19 protein-coding genes and 1 riboswitch are annotated in these 18,333 nt (G+C 54.7%); of the genes, 18 read left to right on the forward strand and 1 reads right to left on the reverse strand.

Going from position 1 to position 18,333, the window contains the following annotated elements:
* Positions 1 to 35: 35 nt before the first annotated feature.
* The 11 genes from JFL75_RS19750 (at position 36) to JFL75_RS19800 (ending at position 10,806) form a co-directional block, all read left to right on the forward strand.
* Positions 36 to 920 (forward strand): hypothetical protein, encoded by an 885-nt coding sequence (locus JFL75_RS19750; protein ID WP_215628392.1) that lies wholly within the window; start codon positions 36 to 38, stop codon positions 918 to 920.
* Positions 921 to 1,397: 477 nt separating this feature from the next.
* Positions 1,398 to 2,435: an aspartate--ammonia ligase gene (gene asnA, locus JFL75_RS19755; RefSeq protein WP_215628393.1), complete on the forward strand. Its 1,038-nt coding sequence runs from the start codon at positions 1,398 to 1,400 to the stop codon at positions 2,433 to 2,435.
* Positions 2,436 to 2,688: 253 nt separating this feature from the next.
* Positions 2,689 to 2,802, forward strand: a riboswitch (SAM riboswitch).
* A gap of 113 nt (positions 2,803 to 2,915) precedes the next feature.
* A complete protein-coding gene (locus tag JFL75_RS19760) occupies positions 2,916 to 3,635 on the forward strand; it encodes a methionine ABC transporter ATP-binding protein (RefSeq protein WP_215628394.1) in 720 nt (239 codons plus the stop codon).
* Positions 3,628 to 4,296, forward strand: coding sequence for a methionine ABC transporter permease (locus JFL75_RS19765; RefSeq protein WP_215628395.1), 669 nt, complete (start codon positions 3,628 to 3,630; stop codon positions 4,294 to 4,296). Before JFL75_RS19760 ends, JFL75_RS19765 begins: the two co-directional genes overlap by 8 nt.
* 62 nt (positions 4,297 to 4,358) lie before the next feature.
* Positions 4,359 to 5,174, forward strand: coding sequence for a MetQ/NlpA family ABC transporter substrate-binding protein (locus JFL75_RS19770; protein ID WP_215628396.1), 816 nt, complete (start codon positions 4,359 to 4,361; stop codon positions 5,172 to 5,174).
* A gap of 268 nt (positions 5,175 to 5,442) precedes the next feature.
* The gene (locus tag JFL75_RS19775) at positions 5,443 to 6,273 is read left to right on the forward strand and encodes a transporter substrate-binding domain-containing protein (RefSeq protein WP_215628397.1); all 831 of its coding nucleotides are present in this window, start codon (positions 5,443 to 5,445) and stop codon (positions 6,271 to 6,273) included.
* Positions 6,274 to 6,390: 117 nt separating this feature from the next.
* A complete protein-coding gene (locus JFL75_RS19780) occupies positions 6,391 to 7,047 on the forward strand; it encodes an amino acid ABC transporter permease (RefSeq protein ID WP_215628398.1) in 657 nt (218 codons plus the stop codon).
* 11 nt (positions 7,048 to 7,058) lie between these two features.
* Complete coding sequence (locus JFL75_RS19785) at positions 7,059 to 7,721, forward strand: amino acid ABC transporter permease (protein ID WP_215628399.1); 663 nt, start codon at positions 7,059 to 7,061, stop codon at positions 7,719 to 7,721.
* Positions 7,722 to 7,744: 23 nt separating this feature from the next.
* Positions 7,745 to 8,473, forward strand: a complete 729-nt coding sequence (locus tag JFL75_RS19790; protein ID WP_215628400.1) for an amino acid ABC transporter ATP-binding protein — start codon at positions 7,745 to 7,747, stop codon at positions 8,471 to 8,473.
* A gap of 11 nt (positions 8,474 to 8,484) precedes the next feature.
* Positions 8,485 to 9,375 carry an isoaspartyl peptidase/L-asparaginase family protein gene (locus JFL75_RS19795; protein ID WP_215628401.1) on the forward strand — a complete coding sequence of 297 codons (891 nt, stop codon included), beginning with the start codon at positions 8,485 to 8,487 and terminating at the stop codon, positions 9,373 to 9,375.
* Between the two features lie 27 nt (positions 9,376 to 9,402).
* Complete coding sequence (locus JFL75_RS19800; protein ID WP_215628402.1) at positions 9,403 to 10,806, forward strand: hypothetical protein; 1,404 nt, start codon at positions 9,403 to 9,405, stop codon at positions 10,804 to 10,806.
* A gap of 135 nt (positions 10,807 to 10,941) precedes the next feature.
* Here JFL75_RS19800 and JFL75_RS19805 read toward each other — a convergent pair whose 3' ends face one another.
* Positions 10,942 to 12,003: a LacI family DNA-binding transcriptional regulator gene (locus tag JFL75_RS19805; RefSeq protein ID WP_215628403.1), complete on the reverse strand. Its 1,062-nt coding sequence runs from the start codon at positions 12,001 to 12,003 to the stop codon at positions 10,942 to 10,944.
* A gap of 412 nt (positions 12,004 to 12,415) precedes the next feature.
* On the opposite strand from JFL75_RS19805, the gene JFL75_RS19810 reads away from it, so the two are divergent.
* The 7 genes from JFL75_RS19810 to JFL75_RS19840 all read left to right on the forward strand — a co-directional run bounded on the left by JFL75_RS19810 (position 12,416) and on the right by JFL75_RS19840 (position 18,328).
* On the forward strand, positions 12,416 to 13,654 hold the full coding sequence (locus JFL75_RS19810) for an ABC transporter substrate-binding protein (protein WP_215628404.1): 1,239 nt from the start codon (positions 12,416 to 12,418) through the stop codon (positions 13,652 to 13,654).
* A 103-nt stretch (positions 13,655 to 13,757) separates the two neighbouring features.
* The gene (locus JFL75_RS19815) at positions 13,758 to 14,693 is read left to right on the forward strand and encodes a carbohydrate ABC transporter permease (RefSeq protein ID WP_215628405.1); all 936 of its coding nucleotides are present in this window, start codon (positions 13,758 to 13,760) and stop codon (positions 14,691 to 14,693) included.
* Positions 14,694 to 14,696: 3 nt separating this feature from the next.
* Positions 14,697 to 15,539 carry a carbohydrate ABC transporter permease gene (locus JFL75_RS19820; protein WP_215628406.1) on the forward strand — a complete coding sequence of 281 codons (843 nt, stop codon included), beginning with the start codon at positions 14,697 to 14,699 and terminating at the stop codon, positions 15,537 to 15,539.
* 88 nt (positions 15,540 to 15,627) lie between these two features.
* The gene (locus JFL75_RS19825) at positions 15,628 to 16,131 is read left to right on the forward strand and encodes a methylated-DNA--[protein]-cysteine S-methyltransferase (RefSeq protein WP_215628407.1); all 504 of its coding nucleotides are present in this window, start codon (positions 15,628 to 15,630) and stop codon (positions 16,129 to 16,131) included.
* Positions 16,132 to 16,370: 239 nt separating this feature from the next.
* Positions 16,371 to 16,727, forward strand: coding sequence for a hypothetical protein (locus JFL75_RS19830; protein WP_215628408.1), 357 nt, complete (start codon positions 16,371 to 16,373; stop codon positions 16,725 to 16,727).
* Positions 16,728 to 16,732: 5 nt separating this feature from the next.
* Positions 16,733 to 17,365, forward strand: coding sequence for a 5-formyltetrahydrofolate cyclo-ligase (locus JFL75_RS19835; protein WP_215628409.1), 633 nt, complete (start codon positions 16,733 to 16,735; stop codon positions 17,363 to 17,365).
* A gap of 369 nt (positions 17,366 to 17,734) precedes the next feature.
* Positions 17,735 to 18,328, forward strand: coding sequence for a DUF6657 family protein (locus JFL75_RS19840; protein WP_215628410.1), 594 nt, complete (start codon positions 17,735 to 17,737; stop codon positions 18,326 to 18,328).
* The last annotated feature ends 5 nt before the right edge of the window (positions 18,329 to 18,333 follow it).

An 18,333-nucleotide genomic window follows, 5' to 3' on the forward strand; every position in this document is an offset into this window, starting at 1 on the left:
CCTTTATCCTTCTGTATTTAACTAAGGAGATAATTATGAATCAGCCAGTTTACGGAAGGTTTAAGAAAAGTATTGTGGCGGTTCTGTCAATCATCTTGTCGATATTCTGCTTTTGGTCCTGTTCGAATCCCAGCAGTTCTCAGGAACCTGATCCTGATCTGGTTACCGTTTCCCAGGTTGCTGTCACGCCGGGTACCGCCAATGTGGAAAAAGGAACATCAAAAACGTTCTCCGCTGCGGTGACCGGGACCAATAACCCGGCCCAAACGGTTGCCTGGTCTCTCGTCGGGACACACCATGCCCAAACTGCTATCGGACCGGATGGTACCTTGTCGGTTGCTGCCGGCGAGACCCAGCTGCTTTTGACCGTTAAGGCCACTTCCACAGTGGACACAACGAAGTCCGCCACCGCTCAAATCAAAGTACGGCGGGATGGGGTATATTTTACGGTCTATTCAGAGACAAGAGATTACAGGGTTTACAGGGGGGACCATGCGTACCAATACGACCAGTCCGTGGAAGCATGGGAAGTTTTGAGCGGCACCGATATTGTGGTGGCCTATAAATGGGGAAAGATCGTAACGTGTGAATCCGGCTATACCGTGGTGGACGGCGGCTTCGCGAAGGGCCGTTTAACTACTAACATTGACGACTTTGCCATGGACGTTTCGCCAATCCGGGCTTATTCCGGGAGCAATGATTATTACATTTCGGGCGGAGACAGTTACCGTAAAAACCCGTTAGAAGAAGATGAATGGCAGGTGGGCTACAAAAGTAAAATCACCGTAACCAGGAGAACCGGTCAGATAACGTCATGTATTACAGGGTGGACATTGATAGACAGTTCCGCTTTCGGTCCTACTAATGGAATGACCGGGGAAATGAATATTGATGTTGCGGCCAGGACTTTTAACCCCTGATCTTTTTTACCAGTACCGGCTGCGGTTTCTTGAAATATTTACTTCTTCCGGTAACACCTTAAGCAGGGTATCTCCGCTGCGCTTTTGCAGGAAACAGCACCCGCCCCCAGGAACCAGAAGTGGGGGTAGCGTAAGACTTGCCGCCTCTGGCGTCAAGTCTTCAGGAGTTTTGCTCCGCAAAACTCCGCCTATCATTCGGCAAGGCTGGAGCGAAGGGGGAGCCGCCCTCCCTTCCGGGCAGCGCCGAGCCGGTTAAGCCGGAAAGCACCCGGACAGAATGGTAACGCCGGGTGTCATGTAAAAGGGCGGATGGCAGTGCGTCGGCCTGCGGCCTCGAAAACCGCTCATCCGCCCTTTTACATGACGGGCTCCGCGGAACCGTTAAACACGGGTGCTTTCCGGCTTGTCAGACCCGGTGCTTCCCCTCCCATTGATAGACCTTTTCCTTTAGCTTACAATTCACCCGGAGGTTCCACCATGGACGCAGCATCCCTGCCTGAAAATTATTCCCCCGTTCTCACCCTAAAGCAGACCGAACAGGCCATCAAGCTGGTGAAGGATTTTTTTGAACACAACCTCTCGGCGGAGCTGCGGCTTTCCCGGGTTACTTCGCCCCTTTTCGTTCCCCGGGGTTCCGGGATCAACGATGACCTTAACGGTATTGAACGGCCGGTGCGTTTTCCCGTAAAACAGCTCGGTGAAGCCGAGATGGAAGTAGTCCAGTCCCTGGCGAAATGGAAACGCATGGCTCTGGCTGATTACGGGTACCCCCAGGGGAAGGGGCTCTATACGGATATGAACGCCCTGCGGCCGGACGATGATATCGATGCGATCCACTCCATATATGTGGATCAGTGGGACTGGGAACTGGTCATGCGGCCGGAAGACCGGAAGCGTTCCTTCCTGATGTCCGTGGTTTCCCGGATTTATGAGGTACTCAAACGGACGGAATTCGTGGTGTCCGAACAGTACCCTTCTATTGTTCCGATCCTTCCCGAGACCATCACCATCCTCCACGCCGAGGATGCCCTCCAGCAGTATCCGGACCTGACTCCGCAGGAGCGGGAGCGGGAACTTGCCCGGGAACACGGGGCGGTATTCATTATGGGAATTGGCGGCCCCCTTTCGGACGGCATACCCCACGGCGGGCGGGCGCCGGACTACGATGACTGGACCACCGGCACCGAGGATGGCCTGACGGGTCTCAACGGGGATATAATCGTCTGGAACCCGGTCCGGGAAGATTCCATGGAACTTTCTTCCATGGGGATCCGGGTCAATGAGGAAAGCCTCCTGCGGCAGCTCGCCCTGACGGACCAGGAAGCCCGAAAGGATCTTTTCTGGCACCGGCGTCTTCTGTCCGGAGAATTCCCCCAAACCATCGGCGGCGGTATCGGCCAGTCCCGGCTGTGTATGTTCTTTCTGCGGAAGGCCCATATCGGTGAGGTCCAGGCGTCTGTATGGCCCGAAGAAACTATCGCCGCCTGCAAAGTCCAGGGCGTGCCGCTGATGTAGGACGCAGGGCCTCTGCAGTCTGTATCAGCGGTTCTGCACAGAAGCATGGGAATAATAGTACTGCGGGTCCTGCCTGGGGATATGGGCTCTGGCTCCTCAGCGGCCTTCGGCCTCGAAAGTCGCAGAGAGCCCATTATTCTATGACAGGCCCCGTGGCAGCGGTATCTCCGGGTACTTTCCGGCTTTGAAGTCTCGGTACTGTCCCTCTTGACGTCGGGGCATGAAAACCGGTATTATTACGATTAGTTGACATCTTTCATCAAGAGTGGCGGAGGGAACGGCCCTGTGAAGCCCGGCAACCATAATCGGCGCGGCTGATTAGAATGGTGCCAAATCCGACGGTACCCATCGTACCGGCAGATGAGAGGTCGTGCATTTCCGCTGACTGGAATTTGGACGCCTCCTCATGGGAGGCTTTTTTTGTCTCCCATACACAGAACAACGAAACTTCCTCCGGATGTCTGTTTACAGGAGAGCTGTATGATAATCCTAAAACAAATCTCAAAGCAGTATGCCCAGGTGAACGCCCTGAGCAGCGTGGATCTGGTGATTCCCACGGGCTGTATCTATGGTATCATAGGGAAAAGCGGGGCCGGAAAATCAACCCTCCTCAGGATCATGAGCCTCCTGGAACAGCCCGACGGCGGGGAAGTTTTGTACGGTTCCCAGCGGGTGGATACCCTCAGCGGCAAAGAATTGCTGCTCCGCCGCCGGAAAATGGGCATGATATTCCAGAATTTCAACCTGCTTTCTTCCCGGACGGTGAGCGGAAATATCGCTTATCCCCTGGAAATCGCGGGAATGCACAATAAGGATATTCACCGGCGGGTGGATGAACTCCTGGAAATGGTTGATATCCGGGACAAGCGGAAAGCCCGTCTCCGGGAACTTTCCGGCGGTCAGAAACAGCGGGTCGCCATTGCCCGGGCTTTGGCGGCGAAGCCGGAAGTCCTGTACTGTGACGAAGCCACCAGCGCCCTGGATCCCCAGACCACCCGGGCGATCCTTTCGCTCATCAGGAATCTCCAGGAACACCTGGGAATAACCGTGGTGCTTATTACCCACCAGATGCCGGTAATCCGGAGTATCTGCCGGGAAGTGGCGGTTCTCGAAGGCGGCCGTATCGTTGAGCAGGGGCCGGTGGCGGAGGTCTTCGACACTCCAAAAACAGCGGCGGCCCGGGAGCTGGTATATGGCTGATTTCAATTTAACCGCTCTGCTCAGCCTTCTTCCCCAGCCGACCCTGGAAACCCTGTACATGACCTTTGCTTCCACGGTATTGGCGGTACTCCTCGGGTTCCCCCTGGGAGCGTACCTGTACTGCAGCGCCCCCACAGGGCTTGTGCCGAAACCCCTGGTGTATACCGTCCTTTCCCGGATCGTGAACCTCTTCCGTTCACTTCCGTTTATTATTCTCATGATTCTCATTTTTCCCCTTTCGCGGATGATTGTGGGAACCAGCATTGGACCAACGGCTGCGATTATTCCCCTGTCCATAGCGGCGGCACCCTTTGTCGCCCGGATAGCGGAATCGGCCTTATCGGAGGTGGATCCGGGTGTTTTAACCGCCGCCCGTTCCATGGGTTCAACCACCATGCAGATAATCCGGAAGGTCCTTATTCCCGAAGCGCTGCCGTCCCTGGTATCCGGACTGGCTCTGACCATCATCAACCTGATCGGCTATTCCGCCATGGCGGGCGCCATCGGCGGCGGAGGCCTGGGTGATCTGGCCATCCGCTACGGGTACCACCGGTTCCGTATGGATGTGACCATCGCCGCAGTGATTATCATTCTTATATTGGTGGAGGCGGTTCAGTTAACCGGAACCACCGTCAGCCGGCGGCTGCTTGCCAAGCGGTGATCCTCCGCGGTTTTTTTGTTCGTTTTTTTAAATTTTTGTTTTCAAGTTTTTTGGAGGAAATAATGAAGAAGTATAGTGTGTTTTGTTTTCTTGCGGTATTTGCCGCCCTGTGTCTTTCGCCCCTGTACGCGGGCGGCGGCGGCGATAAGGGCAGCAGCGCCAACGTACTCGTGGTGGGCGCCACCCCGGTTCCCCACGCGGAGCTCCTGAATCTGGTGAAAGCCGATCTCGCGGCCCAGGGTATTGAGCTCCGGGTCGTTGAATTCACCGATTATGTGACCCCCAATATGGCCCTGGACGCGGGTGATCTGGACGCGAATTTTTTCCAGCACAGTCCCTACCTTGAATCCTTCAGCGCAGAGCGGAACCTTCCCCTGGTGACGGCTTTTGCGGTCCATGTGGAACCCCTGGGCTTCTATTCCGCGTCGCTTAAGAACATCTCGGACCTCAAGGACGGCGCGGTGATAGCCATTCCCAACGATCCCACCAACGAAGGCCGGGCGCTTCTGCTTCTCCAGGCCCGGGGGCTTATAAAACTCTCCCCCCAGGCGGGACTGCAGGGAACTCCCATGGATATCACCGACAATCCGAAAAAACTCCGGTTCCGGGAACTGGAAGCTGCCCAGCTGCCCCGGTCCCTGGGTGACGTTGACGGCGCCATCATCAATGGTAATTACGCCATGGAGGCGGGCCTCAATCCTGTTCAGGATGCCCTGCTGATTGAAGGAGCGGAATCTCCCTATGTAAATGTGGTGGCCGTGAAAAAGGGCAATGAAAACGATCCCCGGATCAAGGCCCTGGAATCGGCTCTCCGGTCGCAGAAGATAAAGGAATATATCCTTGCCAATTATAACGGCGGAGTAGTGGCGGTATTCTGAAATACCGAATCCGGAAATAATTGAAAAACGGGTGCCCCTAAACCGGGGTACCCGTTTTTTTGTGCAGCCGCAGTACCGGGTGATGAACCCGGCTCCCAAACCTGACCCGGGTTCATCACCCGGTACGTTTCCTTTTCCGCCTTTACTTTTCCCAACGTGCCGCCGGAAATCACCGTTTTTACATAAATTTATTTTTTTGTTGACTTATTGGTTTTTTATGAAATAATGATGTAAGCGCTTACATTTTTGCGCAAAAAAGGAGAATGGTATGATGAAAAAGCTATGGTGCGTATTATTGGTACTGATGCTGGTTTTTGTGACCCTTTCATGCGGCCCCCAGGGGGGCTCTCCGGCAGCCGGAGCGGCGGCTGCTAATAATCTGCAGCGTATTATCGATTCCGGGGTTCTTCGGGCCGGTTTATCCCTCAACGGGCCGCCCATAGGCGGCCGGGACAACAAGGGCGAGCCCTATGGGTATGACGTTGATTTTGCCCAGAAAATGGCGGAAACCCTGGGGGTGAAACTCGAGGTCATCGATGTGGACGGCTCCACCCGGATCGCCGCACTCACCTCGGGCCGGATCGATGTGGCCTTTGCCAATATGACCGGAACCCTGGAACGGGCAAAGACAATAGATTTTTCAATTCCCTACCTGAAGAGCGGGATAAAAATGATGGTCCGCACCGGAACGGCGTTTAAGGATGTGGAAGACCTCAATATGCCATCGGTAAAGATCGGGGTAGGCCGGGGCACCACCGGTGAGGAGCTTGCCCTTAAATTCGCTCCCAAAGCTGAAATCGTCTATGTCAGTGATTTTACGGACCAGATTCTGCTCCTCCGTCAGAGCAAGGTGGATGCCGTGTTTGAAGACAGCACCCTCATTGATTTTACCGCGGGCCAGAGCAATGGTACCCTGACGGCGCCTCCCCGGATGTACTCCAGTGATCCCATCTGTATCGGACTTCCCAAGGGGGACATGGAATTTGTGCGCTGGGTGGATATGTTCGTATCCTGGATGATCAGTTCCGGGTGGCAGGCTGAGACTTATGAAAAATGGTGGGGTACGCCTCCTTCGGCAAATTTAACGGTTATCTGGTAATCCCTCCCGGTTCCGCCGCGGGGCAGCGGCAGGTGTATTGGGGGAGTTCTCCCTGTGCGCCCTGCCTGCGGTCCCGCCGGATCTAAAGAGGCCGGAATTTCCTTTGGGGGTACGGTTATGTATTTGAATTTTAATTTTCTTACCCGGTATACCCAGGTACTGCTCAAGGGCGCAGCCCTGACGGTGATCATTTCGGTTCTTTCCCTGATCCTCGGCTTCATTTTAGGGCTGGTCATGGCCCTGCTGCGGCGCTCGAAATACCGTTTCCTCCGGAATTTCGCCGGAGCCTGGGTGGAGTTCCTCCGGAATACCCCTTTTCTGGTGCAGCTTTTTTTCCTGTACTTCGGCCTTCCGGAGCTGGGCATCAATACGGACCCCATTGTAACGTCGATCCTGGCCCTGGGAATAAATACCAGCGCGCCGAACTGCGAAGTTATCCGGTCTGGGCTCATGGCGGTAAAAAAAGGGTATTACGAAACATCCTACGCCCTGGGATATTCCCCCTTTCAGACTTTTTACTATTTTGTGCTGCCCATTTCCCTCAGAATCGCGTTCAAACCATTAACGAGCAATTTTATCAATCTGGTGCTCACGTCTTCGGTGGCTTTTTCGGTTACCGTAAACGAACTCATGGGAGTTTCCAAAACAATCGCGGCGCAGACCTCCCGGCCGTTTGAGGTATACATCTTCATCATGTTTGCGTACTGCGTTTTCACCTTCATCTTATCCTTCGTGTCGAAGGCTATAGACCGTAAAATTTCAATAACCTTGTAAGGGACAGGACCATGTTTGAAGAATATCTGAACCTGACCGCCTATGACGCGTTATTTTTCCTCAGGGCCGCGGGTACGACCCTGGGGGTTACCCTTATTTCCATTGCCATCGGCACGGTGATTGGTGTCGTTATGGGCATTATCCGGTGTTCAAAAGTAAAGATCATCAGTTTTCTGCCCCTGATTTACATTGAGCCCCTCCGGAACTCCCCCCTGATAACCCAGCTTTTTCTGGTGTACTACGGGCTGCCGGTGATTTCGCATATAATGTTTTCCGCCTATACCGCGGCGGTCATAACGCTGTCCCTCAATACGGGGGCGTTTTTTGCCGTGCTGGTCCATAACTCCGTAAAGGGAATTCCCCAGGCCCAGTGGGAAGCGGGATACGCCCTGGGGCACGGTAAATTCTCGGTTTTTCTCCATATTATCAGCCCCCAGGTCCTGCGCCTCCTGGTGCCCATGGCCATAACCCTGTACATCAACCAGCTCCAGTGTTCGTCCTTTGTGTCTCTTATAAGCCTGATTGACCTGACCCGGTCGGGCCAGATTCTGTCCCTGCGCACCATGAAGCCCTTCCTGATCTGGGCCATCGTTTTTGCCATCTACTTCGGAATATCCTATCCCCTGTCCCGGCTGGCCCGGAACATAGAAAAGCGTGTCGATTTCGCATACTGAAAGGAGCCTCGGAAACAATGCCCATGATTGAAGTAAAGAATATCACCAAACGGTACGGCAGTCTGACGGTCCTCCGGGATTTCAGCGTTGATTTTGATGAATCCGGGGTAACGGTGATCCTGGGCCCCAGCGGAACCGGAAAGAGTACCCTCCTGCGGTGCATCAACGGACTTGAGTCCATTGAAACCGGAGACATTCTGGTGAACGGCCTTTCGGTTCTGGAGAAACGCAACCTCCGTTCCATCAGGCTCAACTGCGGAATGGTTTTCCAGAGCACCATACTGTTTCCCCATCTCAATGTCCTTGAAAACCTGATCCTCAGTCCTATGAAACTCCTGGGGGTCAAACGCAGTGAGGCGGAGGAACAGGCCCGGTACTACCTTGCCAAGGTCGGACTGGCTTCCAAGGAAGAGGCCCGGCACAACGAACTCAGCGGCGGTGAGCAGCAGCGGATCGCCATTGCCCGGGCCATGATCATGAACCCCAAGGCGCTCCTCCTCGATGAAATTACCTCCGCCCTGGATCCGGAAATGAGCGTCGAGGTGCTGCGGCTCCTGGAAAAGCTCGCCTCCGACGGGGTTACCATGCTTATCGTCACCCATGAGCTGTCCTTTGCCCAGAAGGTTGCCCGCCGGGTTTTGTTTCTCGAAGGCGGCTCCCTGATCGCGGACGCTTCCAATGAGGTTTTCTTTAACGACCTGAAATTCAACAATGAACGGATTGCCCGGTTTCTTCAGCATATAAATCAATAAAAGGAAAAAAGATGGTTGCCTTGATTCTGCACGGCGGAGTCCACGATCTTCCGCCGGATGAGGATGAAAAAAAACAGGCCCTCGCGGGGCTCAGCGAATACGGCCGGCAGGGACTTGATCTGCTTAAACAGGGACTGTCCGCCCTGGACGCGGTGGAGCGGATCATCTGCCTTCTCGAGGATGATCCTTCCTTTGACGCCGGGACCGGGTCCTTCCGGAACCTAAACGGGGATGTTGAAATGGATGCCATCATCATGGACAGCGCCATGCGGTGCGGCGGGGTGCAGTGTATCCAGCACGTGCGGCATCCCGTATCGGTTGCCCGGGCGGTGATGGAAAAAACGCCCCACATTCTCCTTTCCGGCGCCGGTGCCGGGCAGTTCGCACTGGCCAACGGCTTTCCTTATTACGATCCGTCTTTGGGGGACAATAACCTTGAGGATGCCCGGGGCAGGGTACGGATGCTCCGGGATGTGCAGTACTACCGGGAAATCCGGGATGAAGACCGTGTTTTTTCCACCGTCGGCGCGGTCGCCCTGGATTCTGCGGGCACGCTGGTGGCGGCCACCTCCACCGGGGGAATCCGCATGAAAATGCCCGGCCGGGTGGGGGATTCCGCGATTCCCGGGGCCGGTACCTACTGTACCGGCGATATCGGCCTTTCCGCCACCGGCGAAGGGGAAGGGATCATGCGGCTCTGTCTGACCCACGGTATCGCCGTCTCCTACGGGCAGTCCCGGGATCTGACCGGCTCCTGCCGGAGGGGCGTGGAATCGGGTTCCGGGATTGACTGTATCTGCGGGGTCATCGCCATGAACCGGCAGGGGGAATTTACCTGGGCCCATAACGGATCATTTATGCCGGTATACTGCGCCAGCGCGCAGGTACCGGATTCAGTATAAATTCAGAAGTATGTAAGGAGCAGCGCTATGAAAATTGAGGAAATCATCGTTCCCGGGTTCCCGTCGGAAATGATACACGAAAGCATTGTCCGTATTGCCCCCGCGGATACCTATCTGGGCCGGATAAACCGGGTTCTGGAAAAGGTGGCTGAGATGTACGGGGCAACCCATGTGTTCGTCTACGGCGACCGGGAACATTTCGCCAACATTCATTATTTTACCGGATACGATCCCCGGTTTGAAGAAGCCCTGCTTATCCTTTCAAAGGGCCATGAACCGCTGATCCTCCTGGGCAACGAAGGCTGGGCCTATTCGGAAATCATTCCCTATTCCCTGCGCAGGGTTCTGTATCAGAGTTTCAGCCTGGCAGGCCAGCCGAGAAACGGGGATATCAAGGCTGTGCTGCCCGGGGCATTCAAGCAGGCGGGAATATCCGCAAGCAGTACCGTCGGAATTGTGGGACTCAAATATTACGTTTCCGAGGAATCCGGCGACCCGGCGCACCAGATCGATATTCCCCGTTTTCTTACGGAAGCGCTGGAAGCGTTCGCCCCCGGTGCTGCCATGGTCAATGTAACGGATATCATGATCCACCCCGCCTACGGCCTGCGGACCCAGCTCGATATCGATGAAATGGCGGTCCTTGAGCTGGCGGAAACGAAAAGTTCCAGAAGCGCGTATAACGTCATGCGTCACCTGGAACCGGGGATGAGCGAAATTGAAGCTTCGGCGTATTTCTGCATCGACGGCAATCCCCTTGTGGCCCATCCGAATCTCAACTTTACCCTGGAAGATACCCGCCGGGGACTGGTGAGCCCCGGCAGCCACCGGCTCGCCTACGGCGATATTTTTAATATCGGTATCGGGTACCGTTCTTCCATGTTTGCCCGGACGTCCATGTACGCCCGGAGCACCGATGATATCCGGCCGGAGTGGCGGGACATCATGGAAAAAATATTTATTCCTTATTTTAAAGTGGTTGTGACCTGGTATGAGAATCTCACCATCGGGGCAACGGGAAGCGCCGTAATAAAAGAGATCCGCAGACAGGTTCCCGAGTATGACCGGCTCGGAGTCGGGCTCAACCCGGGACATCTCATTCACAATGACGAATGGACCTCAAGTATTTTCACCGATACGGCGGATTACGCGGTTAAGGACGGCATGGCGGTCCAGTGCGATATCATTGCCTGCCCCGAGGCGTATCCCGGTGTCCATATTGAAGATGGGGTGATCATCGCGGGACAGAAGACCCGGGATGAATTTAAGCGGAAGTATCCGGAAGCCTGGAACCGGATTGAAGCCCGCCGCCGTTTAATGAAGGATCTTCTCAACATACAAATCGGTGACGACCTGCTGCCTCTGTCGGATCTTCCGGGATGCCTTTCCCCGTGGAACGTCAATCCCCACCAGGTTCTCGGCGTGCGGTAGGATTGAATTCCCGGCTCTTAGCGGCACAGAAGCATGGGGGAACATGCCCTGCGGGGTGCCGGATAGATTTTTTCTATCCGGCGGAACCCCTGGGATTGGTATCTCCAGGCTTCTATGAGGGGTGGTATACTGCGGCTACCCTGCGTTTTTATCGGTGGATTTTCTGAGTACGATAGCTGCCGGAAGCAGGGTATCCTCCGGCGGCGTCCCCTGTTCTATCTGTCTGATCAGCAGGGATGCGCCGTTTTTTCCAAGGTCGTAGGCCGGAACCCTGACGGTGGTCAGGGGCGGCGAAAGGTATTCCGAAATTTCAATATCATCGAAACCGGTGATGGACAGCTCCCGGGGAACCGGTATATCCAGTTCGGCGGCGGCTTTCATGGCTCCTATGGCCATAAGATCGTTGGCGCAGATTACCGCCGTGGGCCGTTCCGTAAGCCGGGCGAATCCGTACATAGCCTGGTAACCGCCCTGGACACTGTAATGGCCTTCGGCGAGATACGGTCCGGGCAGTTCCGTCCCGGATTCCGCGGCGGCGTCGAGGAACGCCGAAAGCCGTATGGAAGAATGGATCTGGTCTGTGCTTCCCTTGATAAAGGCAATTCTCCGGTGGCCGAGCCCATACAGAATTCTATAGGTTTCCCTGATTACCGAATAATTGTCGAACCGAACCGACGCTCCCACGGGATGGCCGCCGCACCGGTAGGGGCCGTTTCCGATAAATATGGCCGGAATGGCGTATCCGTGAATTTTTCTGAGCATTTCCTCATCGATTTCCCATGACGTTAGGATCAGCAATCCGTCGACGGATCTTCCGCGCAGGATGGTATCCCCCACGTCCTCGGCCGTTTCCCCCTGGCCGTAATTGGTAATTTCAATCTGCAGGGTATATCCGTGCTTTTTTATGTAATCGTTTATTCCCTGGAGAACGGGAAGTTCGTACTGCCAGGTTGAAGGAAGGATGGGCTGTTTGTCCAGGATCAGGAGAAGCAGGCTCTTTGTCCGCCCCTGGGCCAAGGCCTGGGCCGCGTGGTTGGGGATGTAACCCAATTCCTCTATGGCACGCAGAACCTTTGTGCGGGTAGGCCCGTCAACCAGAGGTATATTGTTGACCACCCGGGATACAGTCCCGGTGGATACTTCAGCGTACCGGGCAACATCCATCTGGGTAACTTTTCGGTTTTTATGGGAAGGCATTGAACCACCTCACATATTCTGCCTGCAGAGTATACCGGCAATACTGCTGTACAGACGATTCGTACAGTATACATCATACTTCAAAAAAAATCTTAAAAAATCAACAAATACATTCAAAAGCTCCAATATTTTAGAGCTGAAGGTTCGTTTTATGCTGCGTATGGTATTTTTTTATAACATTTTTTCTAAAAAGCCTGTTTTTTTATGGTAATTGAAAGAAAAAACTACTGAATCAGGGTAATAATTTGATTTTATAGGCAATGAAGTTTATGCTATATGTAATTATGTTCCGGTTTTTCGGATGAAAATTCGTTTTTTAGACAAAAAATACGGTCCGGTGACAGCCGGATTGTATAAAAAGACGGGATTCTTCGAAAAATCATTTTGAATTTTATAAAAAACGGAGGATTTTATGAAAAGGACACTGAAAGTATTCGGGCTTATGCTGCTCGCGGCTTGCCTCAGTTTTCCGGCTTTTGCCGGCGGCGGCGGAGACTCATCCGGTTCGGGCAAGGTTGTTCTGACCATGGGTTCCTGGCGCACCGATGACGTAGCCCAGGTAAACCGGCTTCTGGCGGAATACAAGAAGGTCGCTCCCAATGTGGAAATCCAGTTCCGCCCCACCAATCCTCCGGATTACAATGCTACCCTCAGGCTGCAGCTCGACAGCGGAACCGGTCCCGATCTCATGTACGCCCGTTCCTACGCGCCGGGGCAGGAATTGTTTAACGCCGGGTATTTTGCGGACTGCACGAATATTCCCGGGCTCATGCAGAATTTTACCCCGTCGAACCTCGCGCCATGGCAGATGCCCGACGGGAAAATGTTCGCCGTTCCCTTTGCTGCGGTATCCCACGCGGTTTACTACAACAAGGACATTTTCCGGAAGGAGAATCTTTCAATTCCCCAGAGCTGGGAGGATTTCCTGGCCCTCTGCCAGACTCTGACTTCCAAGGGCTACACACCCCTGGCCAACGGTGTCGCCGATGAATGGGACATCCTGGAATGCTTTTTCCTCGGGATGCTTCCCAATTTCGTGGGCGGTGCTTCGGAACGGGTCAAATACGAAACCGGTGAAAAGAAACTCAATGACGCCAATTTCGTGGCAGCCTTCAAAGGTATGGCGGACGTGGCAAAATACCTTCCCCGGGGATTCCAGTCGGTTACCTACAACGATTCCCAGGTGCTCTTCAACAGCCAGCAGGCGGTGATGTTCATGGACGGTTCCTGGACCGCCGGTGTTTACGAGGGCGCTCCCTTTGAATGGGGTGTCTTCGCCATGCCCGCTCCCCGGGGCCGGAACACCATCATCTGCTTCCACCCGGATATGGCAATCACCATGAATACAAAAACCAAGTACCCCGAAGAATGCAAAGCCTTCCTGGCATGGCTCTGCACCCGGGAAGGGGCCACCACGGCGTCACAGAATCTTCCCCTGGGTTACTTCCCGATGATCAATTTCCCCATCCAGCTCACCGATGCGCATGCCAACGAATTCCTTGCTCTTAACAACGGAAAGGAAACCGACGCCCGGTTCGTGTGGCCGAAACTCCTGGATCTGTACGCTCCCATGAATCAGGAAGTAATCAAGGTTCTCAAAGGCGAGGCAACCCCGAAGCAGGCGGCGGATGCCATTGAAGCCGCCCGGTAACTGTTTATATGTAAAATATTGAATGGGGAGGCGGGGGTATCCCCGCCTCTTTTTTATTGATGGTACCGGCGGCATTTCCCGGCGGATATGTATGGGGAACAAAATGGCTTCAAAAAACCGAATCCGTATCAGACCGAAGGGCGCTCTGGGAGAATGTATCACATGGCTCCCGTATCTCCTGCCCGCCCTGATTTTTTATATTTATTTTATGGCCTGGCCTCTGCTGGATTCCATTCGCCTCAGCCTGTATACGGGCTCGGTGGGGCTTGGCAGAACCTTTGTGGGGTTTCAGAATTTTAAAAATCTTTTTACGGTTCCCCAGTATTATGAACGCTACTGGGGCGCCTTCGGGCATACCTGTTACTTTTTTCTGATACACATGCTGGTACAGAACTGTCTGGGCATTCTGTTCGCGACATTGCTGACCAATAAAACCATGCGGGGCCGTTCATTTTACCAGACCGTGATTTTTCTTCCCGTAACATTGGCGGTGCTTGTAACCGGTTACCTGTGGAAACTCCTCCTTAATCCCGTGTGGAGCGGACCCTTCCTCCAGAAGATAGGCCTGGATTTTCTCGTCCGGCCCTGGCTCGGGGACCGGTCCACGGCGCTGACCTGTGTCGCCCTGGTTTCGTGCTGGCAGTGGATCGGCATACCGACCATGATGTTTGTGGCGGCCCTGCGCAATATCAGCGACGACCTTTTTGAAGCCGCGGACATTGAAGGGGCCAATGGCTGGCAGGTTTTCTGGAAGATCAAGCTTCCCCTGATAAAACCCGTGGTGGGTATGATTGCCATCCTCACTTTCGTAAACAACTTCAACGCCTTTGACGTGGTCTTCTCCATGACCAATGTCAACGGGGCGCCGAATTACGCCACCGATCTCATCGGTACTTTATTTTACCGGGTGGGAATCGCGGGGCAGCATCCGGTGGGAATCCCCGATTCCGGAATGGGCGCGGCCATTGCCACCATAACGTTCTTTGTCCTGTGCCTCGGGGTAATACCGACCCTCCGGGCCACCCAGGGAAAGGAGTAGGCCATGGCGCGGAAAGGTTCAATAAAAAGACAGAATCTCCACATACCGGCTCACATTATTCTGGTGATCTATTCCATCATTGTCCTGTTTCCCCTCTGGGTAATGGTGATCAACTCATTCAAGGACCGGCTCAGCATTTATCAGAACCCCTTTGCCCTGCCGTCGAAGTGGAATATTTCCAACTATTCCGAAGTTATCCGGGATGGTGATTTTCTTATTTACTTCAGGAACAGCTTTGTGGTGGTGGTGCTTTCCCTGGCAATACTGCTCATCATCGGCTCCCTGGCGGCTTACGCTCTGGCCAACTGGCGGGGCAAAATATCCAGGGTGATCTATTTTTTCTGCATCGCGGGGATGATGCTCCCCATCAAAATCGCTTCTATAAAGCTGCTTGAAATCATCCGCAACCTGGGGCTGCTCAACACGATATGGTCCCTGCTGCCGATTTACATTGCCATGGGTGTGCCCATAGCGATTTTCATCCTCACCGAATTTATCCGGGAAGTACCCTATGAACTAACCGAGGCCGGGATCATAGACGGGGCAGGCCGTTTCGGGGTGTTCTCGAGGATTATCCTGCCCCTCCTCAGGCCGGCCCTGGCTTCGGTGGCCATTTACAACCTGGTGCCCTTCTGGAATGACCTTTGGTTTCCCCTGATCTTCATCAGCGATGACCGGGCCAAAACCGTGCTCCTGGGGGTGACCCGGCTGTTCGGCCAGTATCAGACGGACTGGTCCAAGGTCCTGGCCGTCCTGACCCTTTCGGCGATTCCGGTTATCGCCCTATACCTGATGATGAGCAAACAGTTCATCAAGGGTCTTACCGCGGGAGCGGTAAAAGGCTGACCGCCCGGCAGGGAAGCAGCGGTTTCCTGTTCCGGCTGAGCCCGGGACAAGTATCCCAGAATCCGGTATGCTGGATCCGGGGGGCGGGATGAAATACGCGTATAATTACGAGACAGCCATCGGCAGGCTGGGCATAGCCGCCGCCGAGGAAGGAGTCAGCAATATCTGGTTCGGCGGGGTCCCCGTGGATAGCAGTACGGAAATCCTGGAAACACCCCTAATCAGTAACGCCGCGGGGCAGATACAGGAATACCTTGAAGGCTGCCGCCGGGTTTTCGATCTTCCTCTCTATTATCCCGGAACCCCATTCCAGGTGCGGGTCTGGGACGCTCTCAGGGAAATACCCTACGGCGCGGTCCGGTCCTACAAGGATATTGCCCTTGTCCTGGGCAGCGAAAAGGCGGTCCGGGCGGTGGGCATGGCCAACCACGTCAATCCTCTGGCTATTATCATTCCCTGCCACCGGGTCATCGGCCGCAACGGCAGCCTGGTTGGGTACGCCGGCGGGCTCGATATAAAACGGAAGCTCCTTGCCCTGGAAGCCAGGGATGAACTGTTTCCCGAGGGATTTTTCAGGACACCCGCATTATGATTGGTGCCTAAATCCGGAAGCATGGTGAATACAACCCCCGGGTCCCGCCGTATGAAAAATATCCCTTGCGGGTATTTCTTTTCATACAAACCTCTGGTTTGAAGATACCCCGCGATGTCTGGTCTGTCCCATGCTTCCGGGCTCATTCTCTACCCATCATACGGATGCCCGGTGTGTTTCCCGCGGTCCCGTTGTATTTTAAGGCGCTTCATGATATGCTCAAATCACGGGAGATGCCAATGACTGTATCTGAAGCAGTGACAATTCTGGATGGGGAATTTTTTAACGGCCAGGACCGGGCCGCTCTGGAGGTGCATTCCGCCTGCGGCGCCGATCTGATGAGCGACGTCATGGCCTTTGTTAAGGAAAAGGTTTTACTATTAACCGGTCTCGTTAATCCCCAGGTAATCAGGACAGCGGAACTTCTCGATATCAAGTGCATTATCTTTGTCCGGGGCAAGCGGCCGTCAATGGATATGATCGATATGGCGGAAGAAGCGGATATTATCCTCGCGGGGACAAAGCTGCCCATGTTTCTTGCCTGCGGCCGTTTGTATGAAGGCGGGCTCAAAGCCGGAGGCACCAGGCCCATATAGGCGCCATGGACTCAAAAAAGGCTTTACGGAATTCCATGCTCCGCCGGCTGGCGTCCCTTGATCCGGGGTTGTTCCGATCCCAGGGCAGGGATGCGGCATCGCTGATCTCCTCTCAAAAAATATGGCTCTCCGCGGAAACGGTTCTGCTTTTCATGGCCATGGAACAAGAAATCGATACGGAACCGCTTCTCGCCCGCGCCCTGGAAGGCGGGAAAAGAGTATTTATCCCGAAAGTTGCGGGCCCGGAAATGCGGTTTTACCGGATACAATCGGCCCGGGGCCCCTGGCTCTGCGGACCCTACGGAATCAGGGAGCCGGATCCCGCCGCGCCTGATTCAGACCTGAAGCCGGAGGATTTCCCCCTGCTTATTATCGTTCCCGGGGTTGCCTTTGACCGGCAGGGAAACAGGCTGGGCCGCGGCAAAGCCTATTACGACCGTTTTTTTGCGTCCCTTGACCAGCGGACCGGCACCGATACACCGCGGCGGCCGGCGGAAAAAAGCCGTTCACCGAATTACTATACCGTGGGTCTCTGCATGGATGAACAGGTCGTCCCGGCGGTGCCTGCGGACTCCTGGGACCGTCCCATGGACGCCATCTGTACGGGATCGGAATATGTTACCGTAGTCCCACAGTGATCCCGGGTTACTGGAAAGTACCCGGGAACCAGAAGTGGGGGTAGTGGAAGACCCGCAAAGCGGGGCTGAAACGAGGGGGAGCAGCCCTCCCGCGAAGGGCAGCACCGAGCCGGTTAAGCCGGAAAGTACCCGGGCAGAAGGGTAACGCCGGGTGCCATGGGAAAATGGGGCAGAGCGACTTTCGAGGCCTTTAGGCCGCTGAGGAGCCTGCGCCATTTTCCCATGGCAGGTCCCGCAGCCCCGTTATCCCCGGGTGCTTTCCGGCTTGTCAGACTCTGTGCTCCCCCGCATATTGCCCGGTTAGGCCTAAATGCGTATCTTATACATAAGAACAGCAAAATATCAAAAATAATCCCATAAGGAGAAGCCATGGCACGCATAAAAAGCGCTTTGGAAATAGCCCTGGAAAAGACCGAATCGGTGAAAAGCGACAAGGCCAGTATTTCCCAGTATGAAGCAAAGCAATCGGGTAAACGGCTGGCCAATTCATACCTGGAGAATCCGGAGCTTTCCCTGGAGGCGGAAATAAAAAAAGCCCCCGCGGATCAGCGGGATTCCCTCAAAGAGGGGCTCTTCGACGTGCTGGTTTCCCAGATAGCCCTGCCGGCGGGCAAGGATGACGAAAAACGCATCGCCGCCGTGGGAAAGGGCCTTTCGGTGCTTATTCCGGATTCCCGGTTTTCGGCACTCTACGGACAGCTTACCCAGGCACTTACCCAGTATCTTGACGAAACCGAACAGTTCGAGCAGATGCTGAAACAGCAGTACGGCCCGAAGCTCCGCCAGAAGGAGGAGGAACTGTCCCGCCGCATGGGCCAGCAGGTCCGGCTCGACCCGTTCCAGGACCCGGAATTCGTGGCATTCTATAACCAGAATATGGGCGCGTTAAAAGACCGGTACCAGTCCGCTGTGGACCAGGTCAGGGAAGAAGCCCAGAAACTGTTCGCTTCTCCCGGGGAATAACCCCG

This window comes from Breznakiella homolactica (assembly GCF_016616095.2).
Taxonomy (GTDB): Bacteria; Spirochaetota; Spirochaetia; order Treponematales; family Breznakiellaceae; genus Breznakiella; species Breznakiella homolactica.

Excerpts from the sequence above, each read along its gene's own strand:
- JFL75_RS19830 (WP_215628408.1), top strand. The coding sequence starts at position 16,371 with ATGACTGTATCTGAAGCAGTGACAATTCTGGATGGGGAATTTTTTAAC.
- JFL75_RS19795 (WP_215628401.1), top strand. The coding sequence starts at position 8,485 with ATGGTTGCCTTGATTCTGCACGGCGGAGTCCACGATCTTCCGCCGGAT.
- JFL75_RS19775 (WP_215628397.1), top strand. The coding sequence starts at position 5,443 with ATGATGAAAAAGCTATGGTGCGTATTATTGGTACTGATGCTGGTTTTT.
- JFL75_RS19840 (WP_215628410.1), top strand. The coding sequence starts at position 17,735 with ATGGCACGCATAAAAAGCGCTTTGGAAATAGCCCTGGAAAAGACCGAA.
- JFL75_RS19780 (WP_215628398.1), top strand. The coding sequence starts at position 6,391 with ATGTATTTGAATTTTAATTTTCTTACCCGGTATACCCAGGTACTGCTC.
- JFL75_RS19835 (WP_215628409.1), top strand. The coding sequence starts at position 16,733 with ATGGACTCAAAAAAGGCTTTACGGAATTCCATGCTCCGCCGGCTGGCG.
- JFL75_RS19810 (WP_215628404.1), top strand. The coding sequence starts at position 12,416 with ATGAAAAGGACACTGAAAGTATTCGGGCTTATGCTGCTCGCGGCTTGC.
- JFL75_RS19815 (WP_215628405.1), top strand. The coding sequence starts at position 13,758 with ATGGCTTCAAAAAACCGAATCCGTATCAGACCGAAGGGCGCTCTGGGA.
- JFL75_RS19790 (WP_215628400.1), top strand. The coding sequence starts at position 7,745 with ATGATTGAAGTAAAGAATATCACCAAACGGTACGGCAGTCTGACGGTC.
- JFL75_RS19765 (WP_215628395.1), top strand. The coding sequence starts at position 3,628 with ATGGCTGATTTCAATTTAACCGCTCTGCTCAGCCTTCTTCCCCAGCCG.
- JFL75_RS19805 (WP_215628403.1), bottom strand. The coding sequence starts at position 12,003 with ATGCCTTCCCATAAAAACCGAAAAGTTACCCAGATGGATGTTGCCCGG.
- JFL75_RS19820 (WP_215628406.1), top strand. The coding sequence starts at position 14,697 with ATGGCGCGGAAAGGTTCAATAAAAAGACAGAATCTCCACATACCGGCT.
- JFL75_RS19825 (WP_215628407.1), top strand. The coding sequence starts at position 15,628 with ATGAAATACGCGTATAATTACGAGACAGCCATCGGCAGGCTGGGCATA.
- JFL75_RS19770 (WP_215628396.1), top strand. The coding sequence starts at position 4,359 with ATGAAGAAGTATAGTGTGTTTTGTTTTCTTGCGGTATTTGCCGCCCTG.
- JFL75_RS19800 (WP_215628402.1), top strand. The coding sequence starts at position 9,403 with ATGAAAATTGAGGAAATCATCGTTCCCGGGTTCCCGTCGGAAATGATA.
- asnA (WP_215628393.1), top strand. The coding sequence starts at position 1,398 with ATGGACGCAGCATCCCTGCCTGAAAATTATTCCCCCGTTCTCACCCTA.
- JFL75_RS19785 (WP_215628399.1), top strand. The coding sequence starts at position 7,059 with ATGTTTGAAGAATATCTGAACCTGACCGCCTATGACGCGTTATTTTTC.
- JFL75_RS19750 (WP_215628392.1), top strand. The coding sequence starts at position 36 with ATGAATCAGCCAGTTTACGGAAGGTTTAAGAAAAGTATTGTGGCGGTT.
- JFL75_RS19760 (WP_215628394.1), top strand. The coding sequence starts at position 2,916 with ATGATAATCCTAAAACAAATCTCAAAGCAGTATGCCCAGGTGAACGCC.